This window comes from Rubripirellula tenax (genome assembly GCF_007860125.1).
In the GTDB taxonomy this organism is placed as follows: Bacteria; Planctomycetota; Planctomycetia; order Pirellulales; family Pirellulaceae; genus Rubripirellula; species Rubripirellula tenax.
Map to the genome: position 1 here is coordinate 17506 of NZ_SJPW01000008.1, position 16673 is coordinate 34178.

Here is a 16673-nt window from a genome sequence, read left to right on the forward strand (position 1 = left end):
AACGATTGCTCATGACAAACACGACTCTCCGATGGGACGCGCCCATGGCTTTGGCTGCGTTGGCACTCTTCGCCGCGTTCAGCTTTTCAGCGCGCGACGTGCGAGGGGCCGAGGCCGCCAAGCCGAACATCGTTTGGATACTCGCAGACGACTGGGGTTACGGGGACGTCCAGTGCTTGAATCCGAATCGCGGGAAGATCGCGACACCGGCGATGGACCGGCTTGCTGCGCAGGGGATGACGTTCACCGACGCGCATACGACGTCATCCGTTTGCACGCCCACTCGGTATGGCATTCTGACGGGACGATACAACTGGCGGACGCATTTGCAAAAGAGCGTCCTGTACGGTTTTAGCGAACCATTGATCGCCGAAGATCGAATGACGGTCGCCGGACTTCTGAAACAGAACGGATACGCGACGGGGGCCATCGGAAAGTGGCACTTGGGTTTGGACTTGCCATTCACCACCGACGAACGGCCGAAGGGTAACAACCCTGATAACATCGATTGGAAGGGGCGAGTGGGTGGAGGCCCGGTGGACCGTGGATTCGATTACTTCTATGGCATTTCAGCATCGCTGGACATGCCGCCCTACATCTACATCGAGAACGATCGTTTCGTCGGGGAAGCAACGGCAACCAAAGCATTCCAACGAAAAGGGCCGGCCGAACCGGATTTTGAAGCAATCGATGTTTTGCCGATGATCGGGAAGAAGGCGGTTGAGTTTATTTCAAAGCAAGACTCGTCCAAGCCGTTCTTTGCCTATGTTGCTTTCACGTCGCCACACACGCCGATCTTGCCGTCAAAAGAATGGCAGGGCAAAAGTGAACTCGGCAAGTACGGCGACTTTGTGATGCAGACCGATGCGGTCATCGGCGACATCGTTGCGGAAATCGACCGAGCCGGTTTCGGCGACAACACGTTGGTGATCGTGACCAGCGACAATGGTTGCTCGAAGGCGGCCGGCATTGAAGCGATGCAGGCCAAGGGACACTTTCCAAGCGCCAATCTTCGTGGATCGAAGGCCGACTTGTGGGATGGCGGACACCGTGTTCCGTTCATTGCCCGATGGCCGGGTGTTGTCCAGCCTGGATCGAAGTCGGATCAAACGGTTTGCCAGGTCGATTTGATGGCGACGTGCGCAGACATCTTAGGCATCGCGATGCCCCCGGGCGCGGGTGAAGACAGCGTCAGTTTTCGAGCGGCGTTGTCGGACAAGCCGATCGCGTCGACTCGCAAGGGGCTGATTCACCATTCGATCGAGGGAAACTTTGCCTATCGCCAAGGCAAATGGAAACTGCTGTTGGCTCGCGGATCGGGTGGATGGACTGCGCCGCGAGAAAAGCAAGTGCCGGCCGGCAGCCCCGATGGCCAACTTTATGATATGAGTGCCGATCCGGGTGAGACGAACAATCTGTTTGATTCCAAGCCTGAGATCGTGGCGATGCTGTTGGCCGACTTGACCGCCGATGTGGAACGAGGCCGCAGCACCGACGGGCCGGACGCAACGAATGATGCACCGATCGTGGTCTGGAAAGGCAAGCAATAGGCATCCATGATGTTACGCTGGTCGTTGTTTGTGTTTTAAGACGAGTTTCTACGCAAAGGTTAGCTCGAGTATGAAGTCCCGACATTCGTTTTGGTCTCGCGCGATCGCCGTGATTTTCTTGGTCGCCATGTCACTTTCGCCGGCAATCTCGGCGGCTGATCCAGCAACGCCGAACTTTGTCGTCTTCTTGGTGGACGACCTTGGCTACATGGACATCGGGGCGAACAACCCGAATTGCTTCTACGAGACTCCCAATATCGATCGCCTCTCGGAATCAGCGATGCGGTTTACTGACGGATACGCCGCGAATCCGGTTTGCTCGCCAACTCGCTATAGCATGATGACGGGCAAGTACCCGACACGTGCGGGTGCAACGAACTTTTTCTCGGGCAAGCGAAGCGGAACATTCAACCCCGCGCCGCTTACAAGTCACATGCCGCTCGATGAAATCACGATCGCCCAGACGTTGAAGCAACGAGGCTACGGAACGTTCTTTGCCGGCAAGTGGCACCTTGGCGAATCGGAAGAGTACTTTCCACAGAACCGTGGCTTTGACGTTAACGTCGGTGGCCATACCGGCGGCGGCCCCTACACGGGCAAGCGGTACTTCGCACCGTTTCAAAATCCGCAGATCGAGGTCGAGAGTCCGGACGGGGACCATTTGCCCGATCGGTTGTCCCGCGACGCGGCCAGTTACATCGAAGCCAACAAAGACAGTCCGTTTTTGGTGTACCTGTCGTTCTATTCCGTTCATACGCCCTTGATGGGTCGGCCCGATTTGGTGAAGAAGTATCAAGCGAAAGCTGCGGCGATCGAAGGCGTAGAGTTCGGCGAAGAAGAGCAAGTGCTCGGCAACTCGCCTCGGAAAGTTCGCGTGCTGCAAAAGCATGCCGTCTACGCAGCGATGGTCGAAGCGATGGACCAAGCGGTCGGCAAAGTGCTGAAACAGCTTGTTGAATCGGGAGTTGCCGATAACACGGTCGTTGTCTTCACATCAGACAACGGCGGGTTGTCGACGTCCGAAGGCTTGCCCACCAGCAACCTGCCGCTGCGGGGTGGAAAGGGCTGGGTCTATGAAGGCGGCATTCGCGAACCGTGGATCATCCGTTACCCCGGTGTCACCAACCCAGGTTCGGTTTCGAAGCAACCGATCTGTTCGATCGACCTGTTTCCAACGATTGCGGCGGCGGCCGGTATCGAGTTCGATCATTTGGTAGACGGAGTCGATTTGCGACCAGCGCTCGAAGGCCGGTCGCTTGATCGGAAATCGTTGTTCTGGCACTACCCGCATTACAGCAACCAAGGTGGCATCCCCGGCGGCGCGATCCGCGAGGGCGACTACAAGCTGGTCGAGCGGTACGAAGACGGAAGGGTGCATCTTTACGACTTGGCGTCTGACATCGGCGAAGCGACCGACTTGGCCAGTGAGATGCCTGATCGCGTGGCCCAAATGCGAGATCGCTTGCACGCTTGGTACCAATCGGTGGACGCGAAGTTCTTGCAGCCCAAGGACGGCGCGGTTCCTTGGCAACCAGCGTTCAGAGAAACGCTGGAAAATTAGACTCTCGCGTGATTCGGGCTGAGTGTGCCACTTTGGGCGGAATTCGCTGGCCCTGAGGGGCTTCGGCGCCCCGGCGATGGTTTGTGAAACAATGCCGGTTTTGCAGATTCTTACTCTTTTACCGTTTCTATCCCCAAAGAAACTAAGCCTTTTCGCCTGACCTGGCCGATACTACCGGCACAACCCGAAGTTTTCTAGTTCGGCGAGCTCCTTTCGGGGAGACGATTTGTTGGAAGGATCAAGGTCCTGAAGACAGTTCAACTGGAAATTGGGGGTGCCGGAAGCTGTTCCGGTACTGGGATGACGGTGGTCGGTTATGGATCGGCTGCCCGAGAAAAATTAACTGCAAGACGGTGGAACAAGCGATGTCGGTACGGAAGCTGACTGCAAGTCTACTCACAGCCCTGGCGTTGCTGGGCGGAGTCGCATCTGTGGAAGCCCAGGAGCATTTTCCTGCGGCGGACCCTTTCGCGTTCGATCCCGACTTCAATTGGTTCGAGCCGGTCTATGACATGGACTTGGCCGACATGAAGCCGAGCAAGCGAGCGCCAACGGGCTGGTTCGCGACGTACGATCGCTTGAACCTTTATGGGTCTCGTCCGGAATTGAACGAGCCGCAAATTGCTGGCTTGTCCGGTACGACGAACGCTCAAACGAAGCTCGACTCGGGCTGGGGGCATCGCTACGAAATCGGCTACATGCTGCCGGGCGAGGACAAAGGTTGGACGTTCAACTGGACATCCAACGATGTTCACGAAACGTATGCTGTGCGTCGCGAACGACTCAACCGGTACAACGGTGGCCAAGTCGTCGGCGGCAGCGGAACCAGTGATACGTTCGGTGCATTCGGGTTTGAAACTCCGCCGGGAACTCGTAACAACGAGGGCTACAGCTATCGTTTCATCGATATCACCGACTCCTTGAACTTTATCAATTACGACAGCTACGAGCTGAACAAGACTTGGCGAATGGAACCGTATCACTACGGCGGCATTCTCGAGCCTTTGGTGGGACTTCGATGGATGCGGCTTAACGACCACAACTATGCCGAAGATTTTGCCATCACCGGACTTTTGCCCGGAGACCTGGGCGGAGCGGGCGACTCGGTCGCGGAACAGTTGACCACGGACGAAGCACTCACGACGAACGATATGCTGGGAGCTCAGGTTGGTTTCCGCTACACCAAGGCGGTGAATCGTTTCACCTACTCGAGTGACTTCAAGTGCTTCTTCGGCGGCAACTACCAGTGCTCGACCTACGACCGAACTATCGAGCGGGTGATTTACGACAACCCAGTCACCATCGGCGACCCGCCGATCTTTATTCGATACGACCAGGATTCAGTTCGTCCGACCAACACTCGCAACGAAGAATTCTTTGTCGGCTTCGACGTTCGCGGTGAAGTCGGATATCAACTGACAAAGATGATCCAAGTCCGAGGTGGTTTCCAAGTCATTGACATCGCTCGCGGCGTTTGGCGAGGAGGAACCGGTTCGGGTGGTGCCCTGGGTTCGGGTGACAATGACCAAGATTACCTGATGGTCGGCGGTACCTTCGGACTCAGCCTAAACCACTGATCCGGCAGACCAATCGGGTCGGAAACAAAGAGTCAATCGCGGGGGCGAGAGACAACAACAGCTTCGCGAGAGAAATCTCGCGAAGCTGTTTTTTTATGCGCGCATAAAAAATCCCGAAGCGATGCCCAACATCAACAATACGGGCGGCCTCGGGAACGGGATCGACTGAGGTAAGCTCTATCCGAACCTATCCAGAGAATTCCTAAACGACAAACCCTAAGACTTTGTCGCCAACATTCGCAGTTCTTCCAGTTCAACCGTCAAACGATGACGTAACGGGCTTTCGGGACGGAGCTCGTCTTCGAGCAACTCTTCGGCCTTGTCGAACGTTTCTTCTGTTCGCTCTTCGGTCTTCATCAACTCGCGAAACATAGATTCGACGGTGGACTCGGTAAGCAAGACAATCTCCTCGAGATTAGGGCAAGTGTCGTTGCTGCGAGGAAACCAAAGTTTCCTATCGCCATCCGCAGCAGCCGCACCCCCTAATTCTAGAACGGCGATCGGGCGCCGCAAGGGCTAAACCGGATTGCTGGGGTGAAGTGCTTCGCAACGCGCTAGGCTTTCGCCTCGAGTTCCAATCCGCCTGACGCAAGTTCGTTCAAGTGGTCGGCCGTTCGGGCTACCGTAAAGCGAATCTGTTCTTCACTATGCTCGCTGGTGATGAAGAACCGCAGCCGAGCGGCCGATTCATCGACGGCTGGGTACAAAATGGGTTGAACGTTGATGCCATCGCCCTTCAATCGATTTGACAAACGAAGTGCCAACATTGAATTGCCTGTGATCACCGGAACGACGGGGGTACCGCCGCTGTCGCCGGTGTCGAGTCCGGCTTCGCGGCACAGCGAGAGAAACAATTCGCTTCGACGTCGCAAACGATCGACGCGATCAGGTTCTTGGTCCAACGTGTCGATCGCGGCGAGGGCTGCGGCAACTTGTGCGGGTGGCATACCGACACTGAACACGAATCCGGGCGCCGTGTACCGCAGTAACTCGACAAGGGCTTCGCTGCCGGCGATGTAGCCGCCGCACGACGCCGCACTTTTGCTGAGCGTACCCATCCAGATATCGACGTCACGGGCGTTGATGCCAAAGTGTTCGGCCATCCCACGGCCGGTCGGGCCCATCGTGCCGAAACTGTGCGCTTCGTCGACCATCAACATGGCGCGGTGTTTCTTTTTGACTTCGATGAACTTGGGAACGTCCGAGAAGTCACCGTCCATGCTGTAAACGCCCTCGATGACCACCAAAACGCGTCGGTATTGGTCGCGAAGTTCGGTCAGCATTCGGTCCAATGCCGCGTAATCGTTGTGCGGAAACGGTCGGCGTCGTGCACCGGACAACAACGCGCCTTGCACGATGCTGTTGTGGGACAGTGCGTCGTGAACGATCAAGTCGCCGGCACCCACCAAATGGCCAATCGTGGTTTCGTTGGTAGCGTGGCCGCCGACCATCAGGATCGAATTGTCGACGCCGATCCACTGGGCGATGCGTCGTTCAAGCTGTCCGTGAATGGGCTTTTCACCAGAAACCAACCGACTGGCCGAGACACTTGTGCCGTACTGGCGGACCGCGTTGGCGGCAGCGTCGGAAACGTCCGGGTGACCGCTCAAACCGAGATAGTTGTAACTCGCAAAGCTGATCAATTCACGCCCGTTGACGATCGTCTTATCACCAACGATGCCGTCGTGAACCGTGAAGTAGGGATTCGGCACGCCGGTCATCAACATTTGACGCATCGTCGTTTTCAGGCGGCGATATTCCGCAAACTGTTCGACGCTGTCCTCCGCTTCGACTGTCGTCGGTGGGCGACCGTTTTGAATGACGCTGCTGCGATTGTCGGATCCCGATGCGCCGTCGTCGTCGCTGATACCGCTGCGCAGCATCGCCTCGGCGCGTGCTTCGCCGCCGGGTGGCAAGTAGCGTTGAATGGCCATCGCCGTTTGGCCGATCGTCTCGATCTCATCCAGAACCTGTTCGGGAAATCGACCGCCAAACGTACGTTCCAATTTGCGTGCAATTTCGAGTCGCTCGAGACTGTCCAGTCCCAAGTCCAGCACGATGTTGGTGCCAATGTTCAAGTGTCCCGCCCGTTCGCCGGCGACATGGCGAACATGATGCCCGATCACTTCAACGATCGCGGCGCTGACATCCGAAGCATCAATCGACTCGGTGCCGCTTGCAGAAGCCGCTTGCATCATCGGCGCGGCGTTCATCTTTGTACCACCGCCCGATTCTTCCCATCGAACCCACTTCGCGATCAACTTCAAGTCGCCGTCGCGTACCGCGTGCAGGCAAGCATGACGCTGGATTTTGCCGCTGCTGGTCTTCGGGATGCTGCTGTTGCGGACCAGGTATACCGCATCGGGTGGCAGTTCATGTTCGGCGGTTACGGCGCGACGGATGGCTTGGATTTCCGAATCCCAATCCAAGTCGCGTGCCCGTACGGTTTCGGCAACGATCACAAGTTGCTCTCGTCCGTCGTGTTCCATTGCCACGGCGCCGACGGATCCGGCTTGGACGGCCTCGGATGCTGCTTCGACGGTCTCTTCGATGTCCTGCGGGTAACGATTCACTCCGCGAACGATGATCATGTCCTTCAACCGGCCCGAAACGTACAGTTGATGGTCGTACAAGAATCCGAGGTCGCCGGTGCGAAGAAACGGACCGTCATCGTCGATCGTTGTGGCGTGGAACGTTTGTTCCGTGGCTTCTTTGCGTCGATAGTAGCCTTGGCCGACGGACGGGCTTTGCACCCAGATTTCGCCGATCGAATCGCTGGGCAGCTTTTCGCGGGTTTCCGGGTCGACGATGATGACGCGCTCGCTGGACAGCACGGCGCCGCAGCCGACCAAATTCCGCGCCGACGCGTTGTCATCCGATACGGGGCGAACAATCTTTTCTTCTAAAGCGCGACCATCGAACGTCGTCATCACAGGACGCGGTGTCCGTGGGCCGCCGGTCACCAGCAGCGTTGTTTCGGCCATCCCGTAGCAGGGCAGCGATGCCTGTGGATTGAATCCATACTTCTGGAACCGCGCCGCAAACTCTTTCAACGTGGATGACCGAATCGGTTCGGCACCGTTGAATGCGATCCGCCAATTGGAAAGGTCAACGCCTTCCATCTCAGAATCGAGAATCTTATCGGCGCACAGCTGGTACGAAAAGTTCGGCCCGCCACTGATCGTCACGCCGTACTGCGAAATGCCCTGCAACCAACGTGCTGGGCGTTGCAGGAACGTCATCGGGCTCATCAGCACCGTGGTTCGGCCGGTATACATCGGCATCAACACGCCGCCGACCAGACCCATGTCGTGGTACGTCGGCAACCAACTCATGCCGACGAAGTCGACTTCGGGATCAAACGCCTCGAGAATCAATTCGCTATTCGCGATCAGATTGCGATGGTTCAGCATCACTCCCTTGGGCGATCCCGTCGAGCCACTGGTGTATTGCAACACGGCCAAGGAATGTTCGCTCAATTTTGGCCGTTGCCACCCGCTAAGATTGCGACAATTCGGGTTGTCCGTCCCCAGCAATTGAACGCCGATCAAATCGTCGTGCTGTTGATCACCGGAAAGTTGGTCAACGATACTCGAAGTCGACAATGCCCAGCGTGCATTGGCGTCTACGACGATGGACCGAATCCGCGAAGCCTTGCGGTTTCTTCGCGGCGGATACGCGGGTACGGCTATCGCACCGGCTGCGTGGCACGCGAAGAAGCCAACAACAAATTCCAATCCGGGTGGATACAGCAACAAGATGCGATCGCCAGCTCGTACGCGACATTCCGTTTGTAGGTAGCCGGCCAAAGCACGGACTTCATCCCACAATTCGCCATACGTCAAACGCTGTTCCACCGATTCGGTGTCCGTGAAGACGTAGGCAGTCTCACTGTGGCGGTGCGCAGCCCAATGTTCGATCACTGAGATCAAGTGATCTCTTGGCGGCGGCTCGGGGCCAAAGTACGTATGCAAGTCCACGGAGCAAATCACCGTTCGGTCGGCGGGGGGAAAGGACGTTATTCTAACTCGACGAATCCACTAGGATAACGGAACGGACATTCGCGTCACCTTGCCTGCGTGACTTTCCCCCAAAATATCAGGTTTGGGGAGGAAATGACGCTTTGGCCCAGTTTGTTCGCTAATCGCTTACGAAGTTCAGAATGTCAGAGTCCCAACGGGGGGAGCCCACGGGCATCCATGGGCCGGCCCTCGTTGCCCTACCTCTACTGCACCTATTTTCGGAATCACCGATCGATGACGACTGCTAAATCAACCGGCACGAACGAATCGTCGCAACCGACAAATGTGAATGATCGGTCGACAAAACTTTCCGCCAAATCGCCCGCGGTTGGCCAACCCTTGGAATTGATTGATCGCGTTGTGGATCTTTTGGACCCGACCGGCGACATCTTGCTTGGTATGAATCGAAACCAAGCATGCGAAGCCGTTCGCAGCGGGAATGTCGAAGCGGTCCGTCGAATCGGCGGTCAATTCGCCATCCTGCAACAATCCGGCAAGACGATCCGTATGGCCCGTTCGATCGGTCGACCGATGAGATACTTTTTGGCCAAACGCGCCGAAGGGCCTGCTTTGATCGTCGCCGAACGGATGGACGAAATCGCCCAGCAGCTTGCCAAAGAAGGATTGGCGGACCAGTTCCGCCCGGCCTACACACGGATGGTTCCGGCCCATCACTTGTTGGAACTGCAGTTGGTCGGATGTCCTGATCCGAATCCGAAGCTGCACCGATATTTTGCACCGCCTCGCAATCGGTTGCCCACCAACATTGAAGCCATCGGACGATCGTACATCGGTCGGCTCGCCGAAACGATTGACGCTTGGTTGGACACGATGCCGTCGGACGAACCGATCGGTGTCATGTTTAGTGGAGGCGTGGATAGCGGCGCCGTATTGATGGTGACGGATTTCTTGATCCGCCGTCGAGGACAATCGTCTTCGCGGCTAAAGGCGTTCACGTTGTCGGTCGATGGCAATGCGACCGATCCGCAACAAGCGACTGAGTTTTTGAAGCAGATCAACCGTGAAATGTTGCTGGAAATCATATCGGTTCCCAAAGCCGATGTTTCTTGGCGCGATGCGATCGCGGTGATCGAAGACTACAAACCGCTCGACGTGCAATCGGCGACGATGGGCTTGACGCTACTTCGTGAAGTTCGGCGCCGCTATCCCGATTGGCGCTGTCTGATCGATGGCGACGGTGGCGACGAGAACTTAAAAGACTATCCGATCGAGGAAAATCCTGAATTGACAATCCGCAGTGTGCTTGGGAATCGGATGCTCTATCAAGAAGGCTGGGGCGTCGACGCGGTGAAACACTCGTTGACGTATAGCGGCGGGCAAAGCCGTGGCCATGTCCGCACAAGTGCGCCGGCGACGTCGCTGGGCTTCCGTGGTTTCAGCCCGTTTGCGGTGCCCGATGTGATCGAAGTCGCCGAGGCCATCCCGTTTGTCGATCTGACGGACTGGGATCATGAACGACTCTACGGACTCAAAGGACAAGTCGTTGCATCGGGGGTCAAGCAGATCACGGGTGAAACGATGCCTGTGTTCCCAAAGCAGCGGTTCCAACGTGGTGCCGTTGATAAAGCAACGTTCGAGGCGGTGTTCCCAAAGTCCGACCGCGAGTATCGCGAAGCATTTGATCAACTGTTCGCGTAGAGGCGAGCAGCGTCGCGGGGCACATTTGCCGACCGTTTTTGGGCTATTGGTCCAGTTCCAACGGCACCGCTTGAGTCGTTGGCGGTTTTGGCGCCGAGTGTGAATGGCCTGGTAAATTTTCGACCGCCACTGCCAACGCGACACCGATCAGTAGCGCGGCCGTTAACTTGCCGCGGTCGTGGTCGTGAAAGGCAACTTCGGGCAACAAGTCGGCCAACGAGATGCAAATGAAGAATCCGGCCGAAATCGCCAATCCCCATCCCAAAATCGCTGATCCGCCGTTCATCCGCATCACGCCAAAATAGAACAACGCTGCGCCGATCGGGCATGCCATTGCGAATGTCATATTTGCCAACGTTCGTTGCCCCGGCGTCCAGCCACCCTTCTGCATGACCGACGTGATCGAGAATGCGTCGAGCGGTTTGTGCAGCGCGACGGCCAGAAACGTTCCAACGCCAGCAAGCGGTAACCATGAACCGTGAGCCGCGTCGGCGACCACGCTTGCGGCCAACGCTACTCCGTCGACCAACGTGTGCAGCCCCAAACCGAACAACATCGCCAGCCACCCCCAGCCCGCATTCGCGTGATTGTGAGGCTTGTTGTGCGAATGCGAATGATCACAGTCGGCCGCGTGATTGTGGTCGTGCGATAGCTCGTCCGCCGCGGAAGACTGGACCGATGGAGCGTCGTGTTGGTGGACATGGAAGAGGCGGATCAGCAAGAACATCGACAGAACTCCGCCCAGAGTGGCTGCGCCCGCCTTTCGTGCCGAATCAAGTTCGACGGTCGCGTGAGGCAGTAGGTGCAGCGTTGCAATCCCCAGCATCAACCCCGACACGAAACTCATCAACAATTGAGTCCGCAAGTGCGTCATTCGCATCAGCGTCGGTAACCATCCGCCCGCCATGGAGGCGATCACGATGACGACGCAGTAAGTCAGAAGTAGCGGTTCAACCGTCATGGTAATGTCGCGGGAAGATTGCGAAAAACGATGCAATCCTACAGCGTAGGCGATCAGCGGAAACCTGGGAATCGGCGGTGGCATCCGTCCAAGAAACTACGGCGACTAAAACAACCGAATTTCCCCGTCGCGGTCGTCAAGATCCCAGTCTGACGCAACCGCTTGAAAAATGTCGCCCGATTGAAAAATGTGATCGACCGCTTCTGTCGAAACCGATCCGAGATTTTCAGCTTCTAGATTTTCAGAACCTTCGTCTACCAATCGCGGTAACTGGTTGATGATCTGCAGCGCGTCCAACGCCGTGACTTGATAGTCGCCGTTGACGTCAAAAAACGACTCTCCCGGCGAATCGTTCACCGGATCTAAGTCGGGTGTGGTTTGTCGCGCCAATTGGTTGATCACCAGCAGAACGTCGCGAGCGGTGACGCCCTCGCCGTTGGAAACATCAAAACGATCGACCGGGTTTTGGAATTTTGCAGGCTCGTTGTCAAGCAGCGTGAACGATGCCGACGCCGAGTCGTAATTCGTGGCCGAGAACGTCAAATCAAATCGGATCGACCGTTCGGGCAAGTCATCGTCGATCGGTTGCACGGGCAGTCGAACTTCGCGTACGCCGGCAGGCAGTTCGATTGACGTGGCTAGATCCAATTGAGTCGTGTTAACGCCGACGACGCTCACGGTGATCGCTTCGTCGACGTCGGTGTTGGATCGCGTCAAAACGAAAAAGATCGCTGGCGTTCCTGCCTCGTTCGTCGATTCGCCGGTGAAGCTGGCGCTGAGCGACTCGGCATCCCGGACCTGGACATCGACCGAGCCTCCGCTGACGCCACTGCCGGTCGCCGAGATCGTGACGGACTGGACGCCGTCCAAAAGTGCATCGTCGACGGCCGCCACAGAAACGGTAGCCGACGTTTGGCCCGCAGGGATCACGACGGTTGCGGGAACAGTCGCTTCACCGATGTCGCTGGATGACAACGTGATCGTTTGGTCGGTTGTCGGCGCCGCTCCGGTACGACGGACGGTCAATGTTGCCGCGTCTGCGCCCTGGTCTTCGTCAATCGCCGGGATGTCAAGTTCTAGGATCAGTTCGGGCGGTTCGCTCACCGTGATCGTGAACATCTTTTCGCTTGCACCATTGTTGTCGTCGGTGACTCGCACCGTCACCGTCTTGTTTCCGGTGGTCGTGTAGGTGTGGCTGCCGTCGAACGAACCTTCGGTGACGGTTCCGTCACGCCCACCAAGTTGATCGACCGTTGCGGTTCCCGAGTCGATCGTCCCGTCGCCCCAATCGATCGTGAAAGGAAATTCCTCGACAGTGGCGGGGTTGCTACTGGGATTTGAGAAGCCTGGATCAATGAATGTGCCGATGTTTTCGATCGAGAACGGCTGATTAACGGTTTCGGTCCGATTGCCAACGACCGTCAATGTCGGCGCGACGTTGTCGACTCTGACGGTGCGGATGTCCTGGTAAACGATGTCTCCTTGGACCGCACCGGATATCGTCACCGAGATCGTGTAGTCTCCGTCGTCGGCGTAAACGTGATTCCCGGCCGCGGTTGCCGAAAGATCGACCACGTCCCAACCGATGTCGTCCATCGCTGCAAAATCCAGAATCGAAAATGCGGTCCGCGCATTGCCGACGATAACGGGGCCCATCAACGAAGGCTGGCCGGCGGGAACGGATTCGGCCCAGTGCTGTGGCGCCAGAGGGACGTTCCCCGAACCGACGTAGGCGGCTTTGGCGTTCGTTCCTGCGAACGAACCACTCGTGGTGACGGTGTTCCAGGAATCGGACGTTCCGAAACCGAGTGCGTGTGCCAATTCGTGGGTCGCGATGCTGAGGAAATCGAGACCGTCGATGGGGATCTCACTGGGATCGTCACCGACGTAGTACAGCGACTTCCTGGGCGCATCAAAGCTGATCGACGCGTACAGCGGTGCGATGTCGGTTGCCGGTGACGCTAGCACGCCCGGTTCACCGCGGCTGAAAATGGCGTTTTGGTTGGCGATCGCTTCGTTGCATTGGGCACCGGGAATGCACGTCCGGCTGAAGCTGATCGAGGCTCCTCCGCCGACACCGGCCGTGCCCGCCGGAAGGTCTCTAGCGCCGGCGTAAACAATGATCGTGTTCGCTGCGATCGTCGGATTCTCGGGTAAAGCGAACAGATCGCCTTCGACCTTTGCGGGAGACCCTTGCGACGGATGAAAAATTCTCGGCTTTACCGTCACGAACTGCTTCGGGGTGACGGCATCCAGCGTGTCGGTAAAACGAGACACGATGGCGTCGGCTGCCTGCTGAAGCTTCACCCGGCGAGGGTCACTGGCGCTGTTACCGAAGAAACCCGATGAATCTAGCGAATAGTCGAGAACAATTTTGATGTTGCCCGTCGCGTTGCCGCCTGTGACCGTCCCGGTGGACGTCGTCCCATCGCCCCAGTCAATCAGAGCCGTGGCATCGCCGACGAGTCCGGCCGTTGAAACGGGAATACTGAGCGAAAACGAATCGCCCTCTGCGATCATCATCCGCCGAGTCTCGAGCGATTCAAGTCGGCAATGACGACGTCTTAGAAGCTTCGGCCGAGAACACGGCCGAAGAAATCGCGGCATTTGCATGCTATCCCCATGCATAAGTAGATAAGACGAAGCCGCAGAATCGATCCCTCGAGTTCCGCAGAACGGAACCTGATCCTATCGGTTTCCCCGAATCGAACAAGCCGATTTTATCGACCGCGTCGTATCGCAGTGCCTATTCGGCATCCGGCGATGGTGAACGTCGGAACACTGCGACAATGTCATCGACGGGGACGACGAACAATTGGTTGTCGTGTTCCAGGTCGACGGGGATCGCATTTTTGGGGTGAAACAGGATCTTGTCGTACTGGCGCAGCGGCAATTCGTCGTCGTTCTCAACGGCCGCACTGATAGTGACGATGCGTCCCGTAATCGTCGGGATCTCGGCTGCATCGGGCAATGCGATACCGCCTCGCGTCTCGCGTTTCGGTTCGTCCTTGCGAACGAGAACGCGGTCGCCGATTGGTTCGACGTGTTCAAACGCGTTGGCGGTCTTCTTCTTTCCCATCGTCACTCCGAGAGTCCTCCCGTAATACGGGCCGGTCGGGCATCGACCGGATACGCGATTGTGAACTTCAAATCAGGTTGCGCCGAGACGGCACAGGCTCAGTTCGGCACGAACGTCTTCGCGTGCGATTCGCGTTGGGCCAGTTCCAAGTCGTGCTGCGTCATGATGCGCGCGAGTTCTTCTAAATCCGTCGTCGCCACCCAGCCCAGTTTGTCCTTGGCCTTCGACGCGTCGCCAAGCAACAGATCGACTTCGGCGGGGCGGAAGTATCGAGGATCAATTTCGACGTGGTCTTCGTAGTTGAGTCCCAGTTGCTCGAACACCAGGCGACAGAAATCTCGCACCGATTCCGTGCGACCGGTCGCCAGCACAAAATCATCAGCTTCGCTGTGCTGAAGAATCCGCCACATGCCTTCGACGTAATCTTTGGCGTAACCCCAGTCGCGTTTCGCGTCCAGATTGCCGAGGTACAGTTTTTCCTGCAGACCGACTTTGATTCGTCCGGCCGCACGCGTGATCTTGCGAGTCACGAAGGTCTCACCCCGCCGTTCAGATTCGTGGTTGAACAAAATTCCATTGCTGGCGAACAGATCGTAACCGCGCCGATAGTTCACCGTTTGGTGATAGGCATACACTTTCGCACATGCATAAGGCGATTGCGGGTTGAAAGGAGTCGTTTCTTTCTGCGGCGTTTCCAAAACATCGCCATACATTTCACTGCTACTGGCTTGGTAGACCTTCACTTCCTTGTTTTTGTTCAACAACCGGGCCGCTTCCAATACATTCAGAGCGCCGACGCCAACGGTTTGCAGCGTGTAATTCGGTTGATCGTAGGAAACACGAACGTGGCTTTGAGCGCCGAGGTTGTAGATCTCGTCCGGCTCGATTTCCAGAACCAAATTCGTCAGCGCTTGACCGTCCGTCAAATCGCCATAGTGCAAACGCAATCGCGATTCGGTGTGAACGTCTTGATAAAGGTGGTCGATCCGTTCGGTCGAAAACGTGCTGCTGCGTCGTACCAGTCCATGAACTTCATAGCCCTTATCGAGCAACAGTTCCGTCAGATAGCTGCCGTCTTGGCCGGTGATTCCGGTGATCAACGCTGATTTGGTCATGATTGGGAAAGTAGGTTGGTGGCTGCTTCGTGGTAACGTGATTGAATGAGATTCTTAAACCGACCGTAGGTCGCCGGCTTTGTTTTCAGACAGGAAACTCTGGTACGTTCGTTTGAGTCCGTCGGCGAGAGATACTTTGTGTTTCCAGCCCGTCGAATGCAAGCGAGTCGCATCGGTGCATTTTACGGGCGTGCCATCGGGCCGCGTCGGATCGGTGACGACTTTGCCTCGATAGCCGACGGTATCGGCGACCATTTGGGCGACTTCAAAAATGGTATGGTCAACTCCGGTGCCAACATTGACCCAATCCGGTGGGTCGTCGTTCATGCACAGGTGTACCAGCGCGTCGGCCAAGTCGTCGACAAACAGAAACTCGCGTCGTGGTGAACCCGTTCCCCAAATGGTAACCGACGGCGCCGATTCGACGGCCGCTTCGTGGAAACGACGAATCAACGCCGGTAAAACATGACTGTGTTCTGGATGATAGTTGTCGCCGGGGCCGTACAGGTTGGTCGGCATCGCGCTGTGGAACATCACGCCCTGCTGGCGACGATAATACTGGCAAAGCTTCAGACCCGAAATTTTTGCCAACGCATAGGCTTCGTTGGTGGGTTCCAACGGGCCCGTCAGCAGCGATTCTTCGCGGATCGGTTGCGGGCAATCGCGGGGATAGATGCACGTGCTGCCCAGAAACAAGAATCGCCGGACACCGGCTGCATACGCCGCGTTGATGGCCGACATCGCCATGGTCACGTTCTGGGACAGAAACTCAACCGGGTACGTGTTGTTAGCAACAATCCCACCAACCTTGGCAGCGGCAAAAATAACGGTGGAAGGGCGATGCTGGTTGAAAAACGCCAGCGTCGCGTCCGAATCGCACAGATCCAAAGTCCCACGGTCGGCCGTGATCACTTCGCACGGTTCATCCGCAAGCCGTCGGCATAGCGCCGACCCGACCATTCCGCGGTGACCCGCGACGTAGACCTTTCCGATGAGTTCTTTTTTCATGCCCCAAGGGTAATCCGCTCGCCCGTCGCTTGGAATGGAGGACAGGATGGTTTCGCTTGAGTCGCTCGGGGCGTCGGTTGGGAATGCGCTGATTATGCCGGTATCGTCGCCTTTTGCGTTTGGGGGAACTCGACAGGGGAT

At 57.0% G+C, this 16673-nt stretch carries 11 protein-coding genes; 4 read left to right on the forward strand and 7 right to left on the reverse strand.

The window, feature by feature from the left end; all coding sequences use genetic code 11:
- Window positions 1-11 precede the first annotated feature (11 nt).
- The 3 genes from Poly51_RS26165 to Poly51_RS26175 all read left to right on the forward strand — a co-directional run bounded on the left by Poly51_RS26165 (window position 12) and on the right by Poly51_RS26175 (window position 4688).
- On the forward strand, window positions 12-1550 hold the full coding sequence (locus Poly51_RS26165) for a sulfatase family protein (RefSeq protein ID WP_246114787.1): 1539 nt from the start codon (window positions 12-14) through the stop codon (window positions 1548-1550).
- Between the two features lie 127 nt (window positions 1551-1677).
- Window positions 1678-3111 (forward strand): sulfatase, encoded by a 1434-nt coding sequence (locus Poly51_RS26170; RefSeq protein WP_390621811.1) that lies wholly within the window; start codon window positions 1678-1680, stop codon window positions 3109-3111.
- Between the two features lie 365 nt (window positions 3112-3476).
- Window positions 3477-4688, forward strand: a complete 1212-nt coding sequence (locus Poly51_RS26175; RefSeq protein ID WP_146461735.1) for a hypothetical protein — start codon at window positions 3477-3479, stop codon at window positions 4686-4688.
- A 216-nt stretch (window positions 4689-4904) separates the two neighbouring features.
- Here Poly51_RS26175 and Poly51_RS26180 read toward each other — a convergent pair whose 3' ends face one another.
- Window positions 4905-5087, reverse strand: coding sequence for a hypothetical protein (locus Poly51_RS26180; RefSeq protein WP_146461737.1), 183 nt, complete (start codon window positions 5085-5087; stop codon window positions 4905-4907).
- 155 nt (window positions 5088-5242) lie between these two features.
- On the reverse strand, window positions 5243-8680 hold the full coding sequence (locus Poly51_RS26185; RefSeq protein ID WP_246114788.1) for an aminotransferase class I/II-fold pyridoxal phosphate-dependent enzyme: 3438 nt from the start codon (window positions 8678-8680) through the stop codon (window positions 5243-5245).
- 264 nt (window positions 8681-8944) lie between these two features.
- Here Poly51_RS26185 and Poly51_RS26190 point away from each other — a divergent pair, with 264 nt between their 5' ends.
- Window positions 8945-10369, forward strand: a complete 1425-nt coding sequence (locus Poly51_RS26190; protein WP_146461739.1) for an asparagine synthase-related protein — start codon at window positions 8945-8947, stop codon at window positions 10367-10369.
- A gap of 43 nt (window positions 10370-10412) precedes the next feature.
- Here Poly51_RS26190 and Poly51_RS26195 read toward each other — a convergent pair whose 3' ends face one another.
- The 5 genes from Poly51_RS26195 to Poly51_RS26215 form a co-directional block, all read right to left on the reverse strand.
- Window positions 10413-11330 (reverse strand): ZIP family metal transporter, encoded by a 918-nt coding sequence (locus Poly51_RS26195; RefSeq protein ID WP_146461740.1) that lies wholly within the window; start codon window positions 11328-11330, stop codon window positions 10413-10415.
- 105 nt (window positions 11331-11435) lie between these two features.
- Complete coding sequence (locus Poly51_RS26200) at window positions 11436-13853, reverse strand: dockerin type I domain-containing protein (protein ID WP_146461742.1); 2418 nt, start codon at window positions 13851-13853, stop codon at window positions 11436-11438.
- 223 nt (window positions 13854-14076) lie between these two features.
- Window positions 14077-14409, reverse strand: coding sequence for a co-chaperone GroES (locus Poly51_RS26205; RefSeq protein WP_146461745.1), 333 nt, complete (start codon window positions 14407-14409; stop codon window positions 14077-14079).
- A 98-nt stretch (window positions 14410-14507) separates the two neighbouring features.
- A complete protein-coding gene (gene gmd / locus Poly51_RS26210) occupies window positions 14508-15524 on the reverse strand; it encodes a GDP-mannose 4,6-dehydratase (RefSeq protein ID WP_146461747.1) in 1017 nt (338 codons plus the stop codon).
- 54 nt (window positions 15525-15578) lie between these two features.
- The gene (locus Poly51_RS26215; protein WP_146461749.1) at window positions 15579-16532 is read right to left on the reverse strand and encodes a GDP-L-fucose synthase family protein; all 954 of its coding nucleotides are present in this window, start codon (window positions 16530-16532) and stop codon (window positions 15579-15581) included.
- Window positions 16533-16673: the final 141 nt, after the last annotated feature.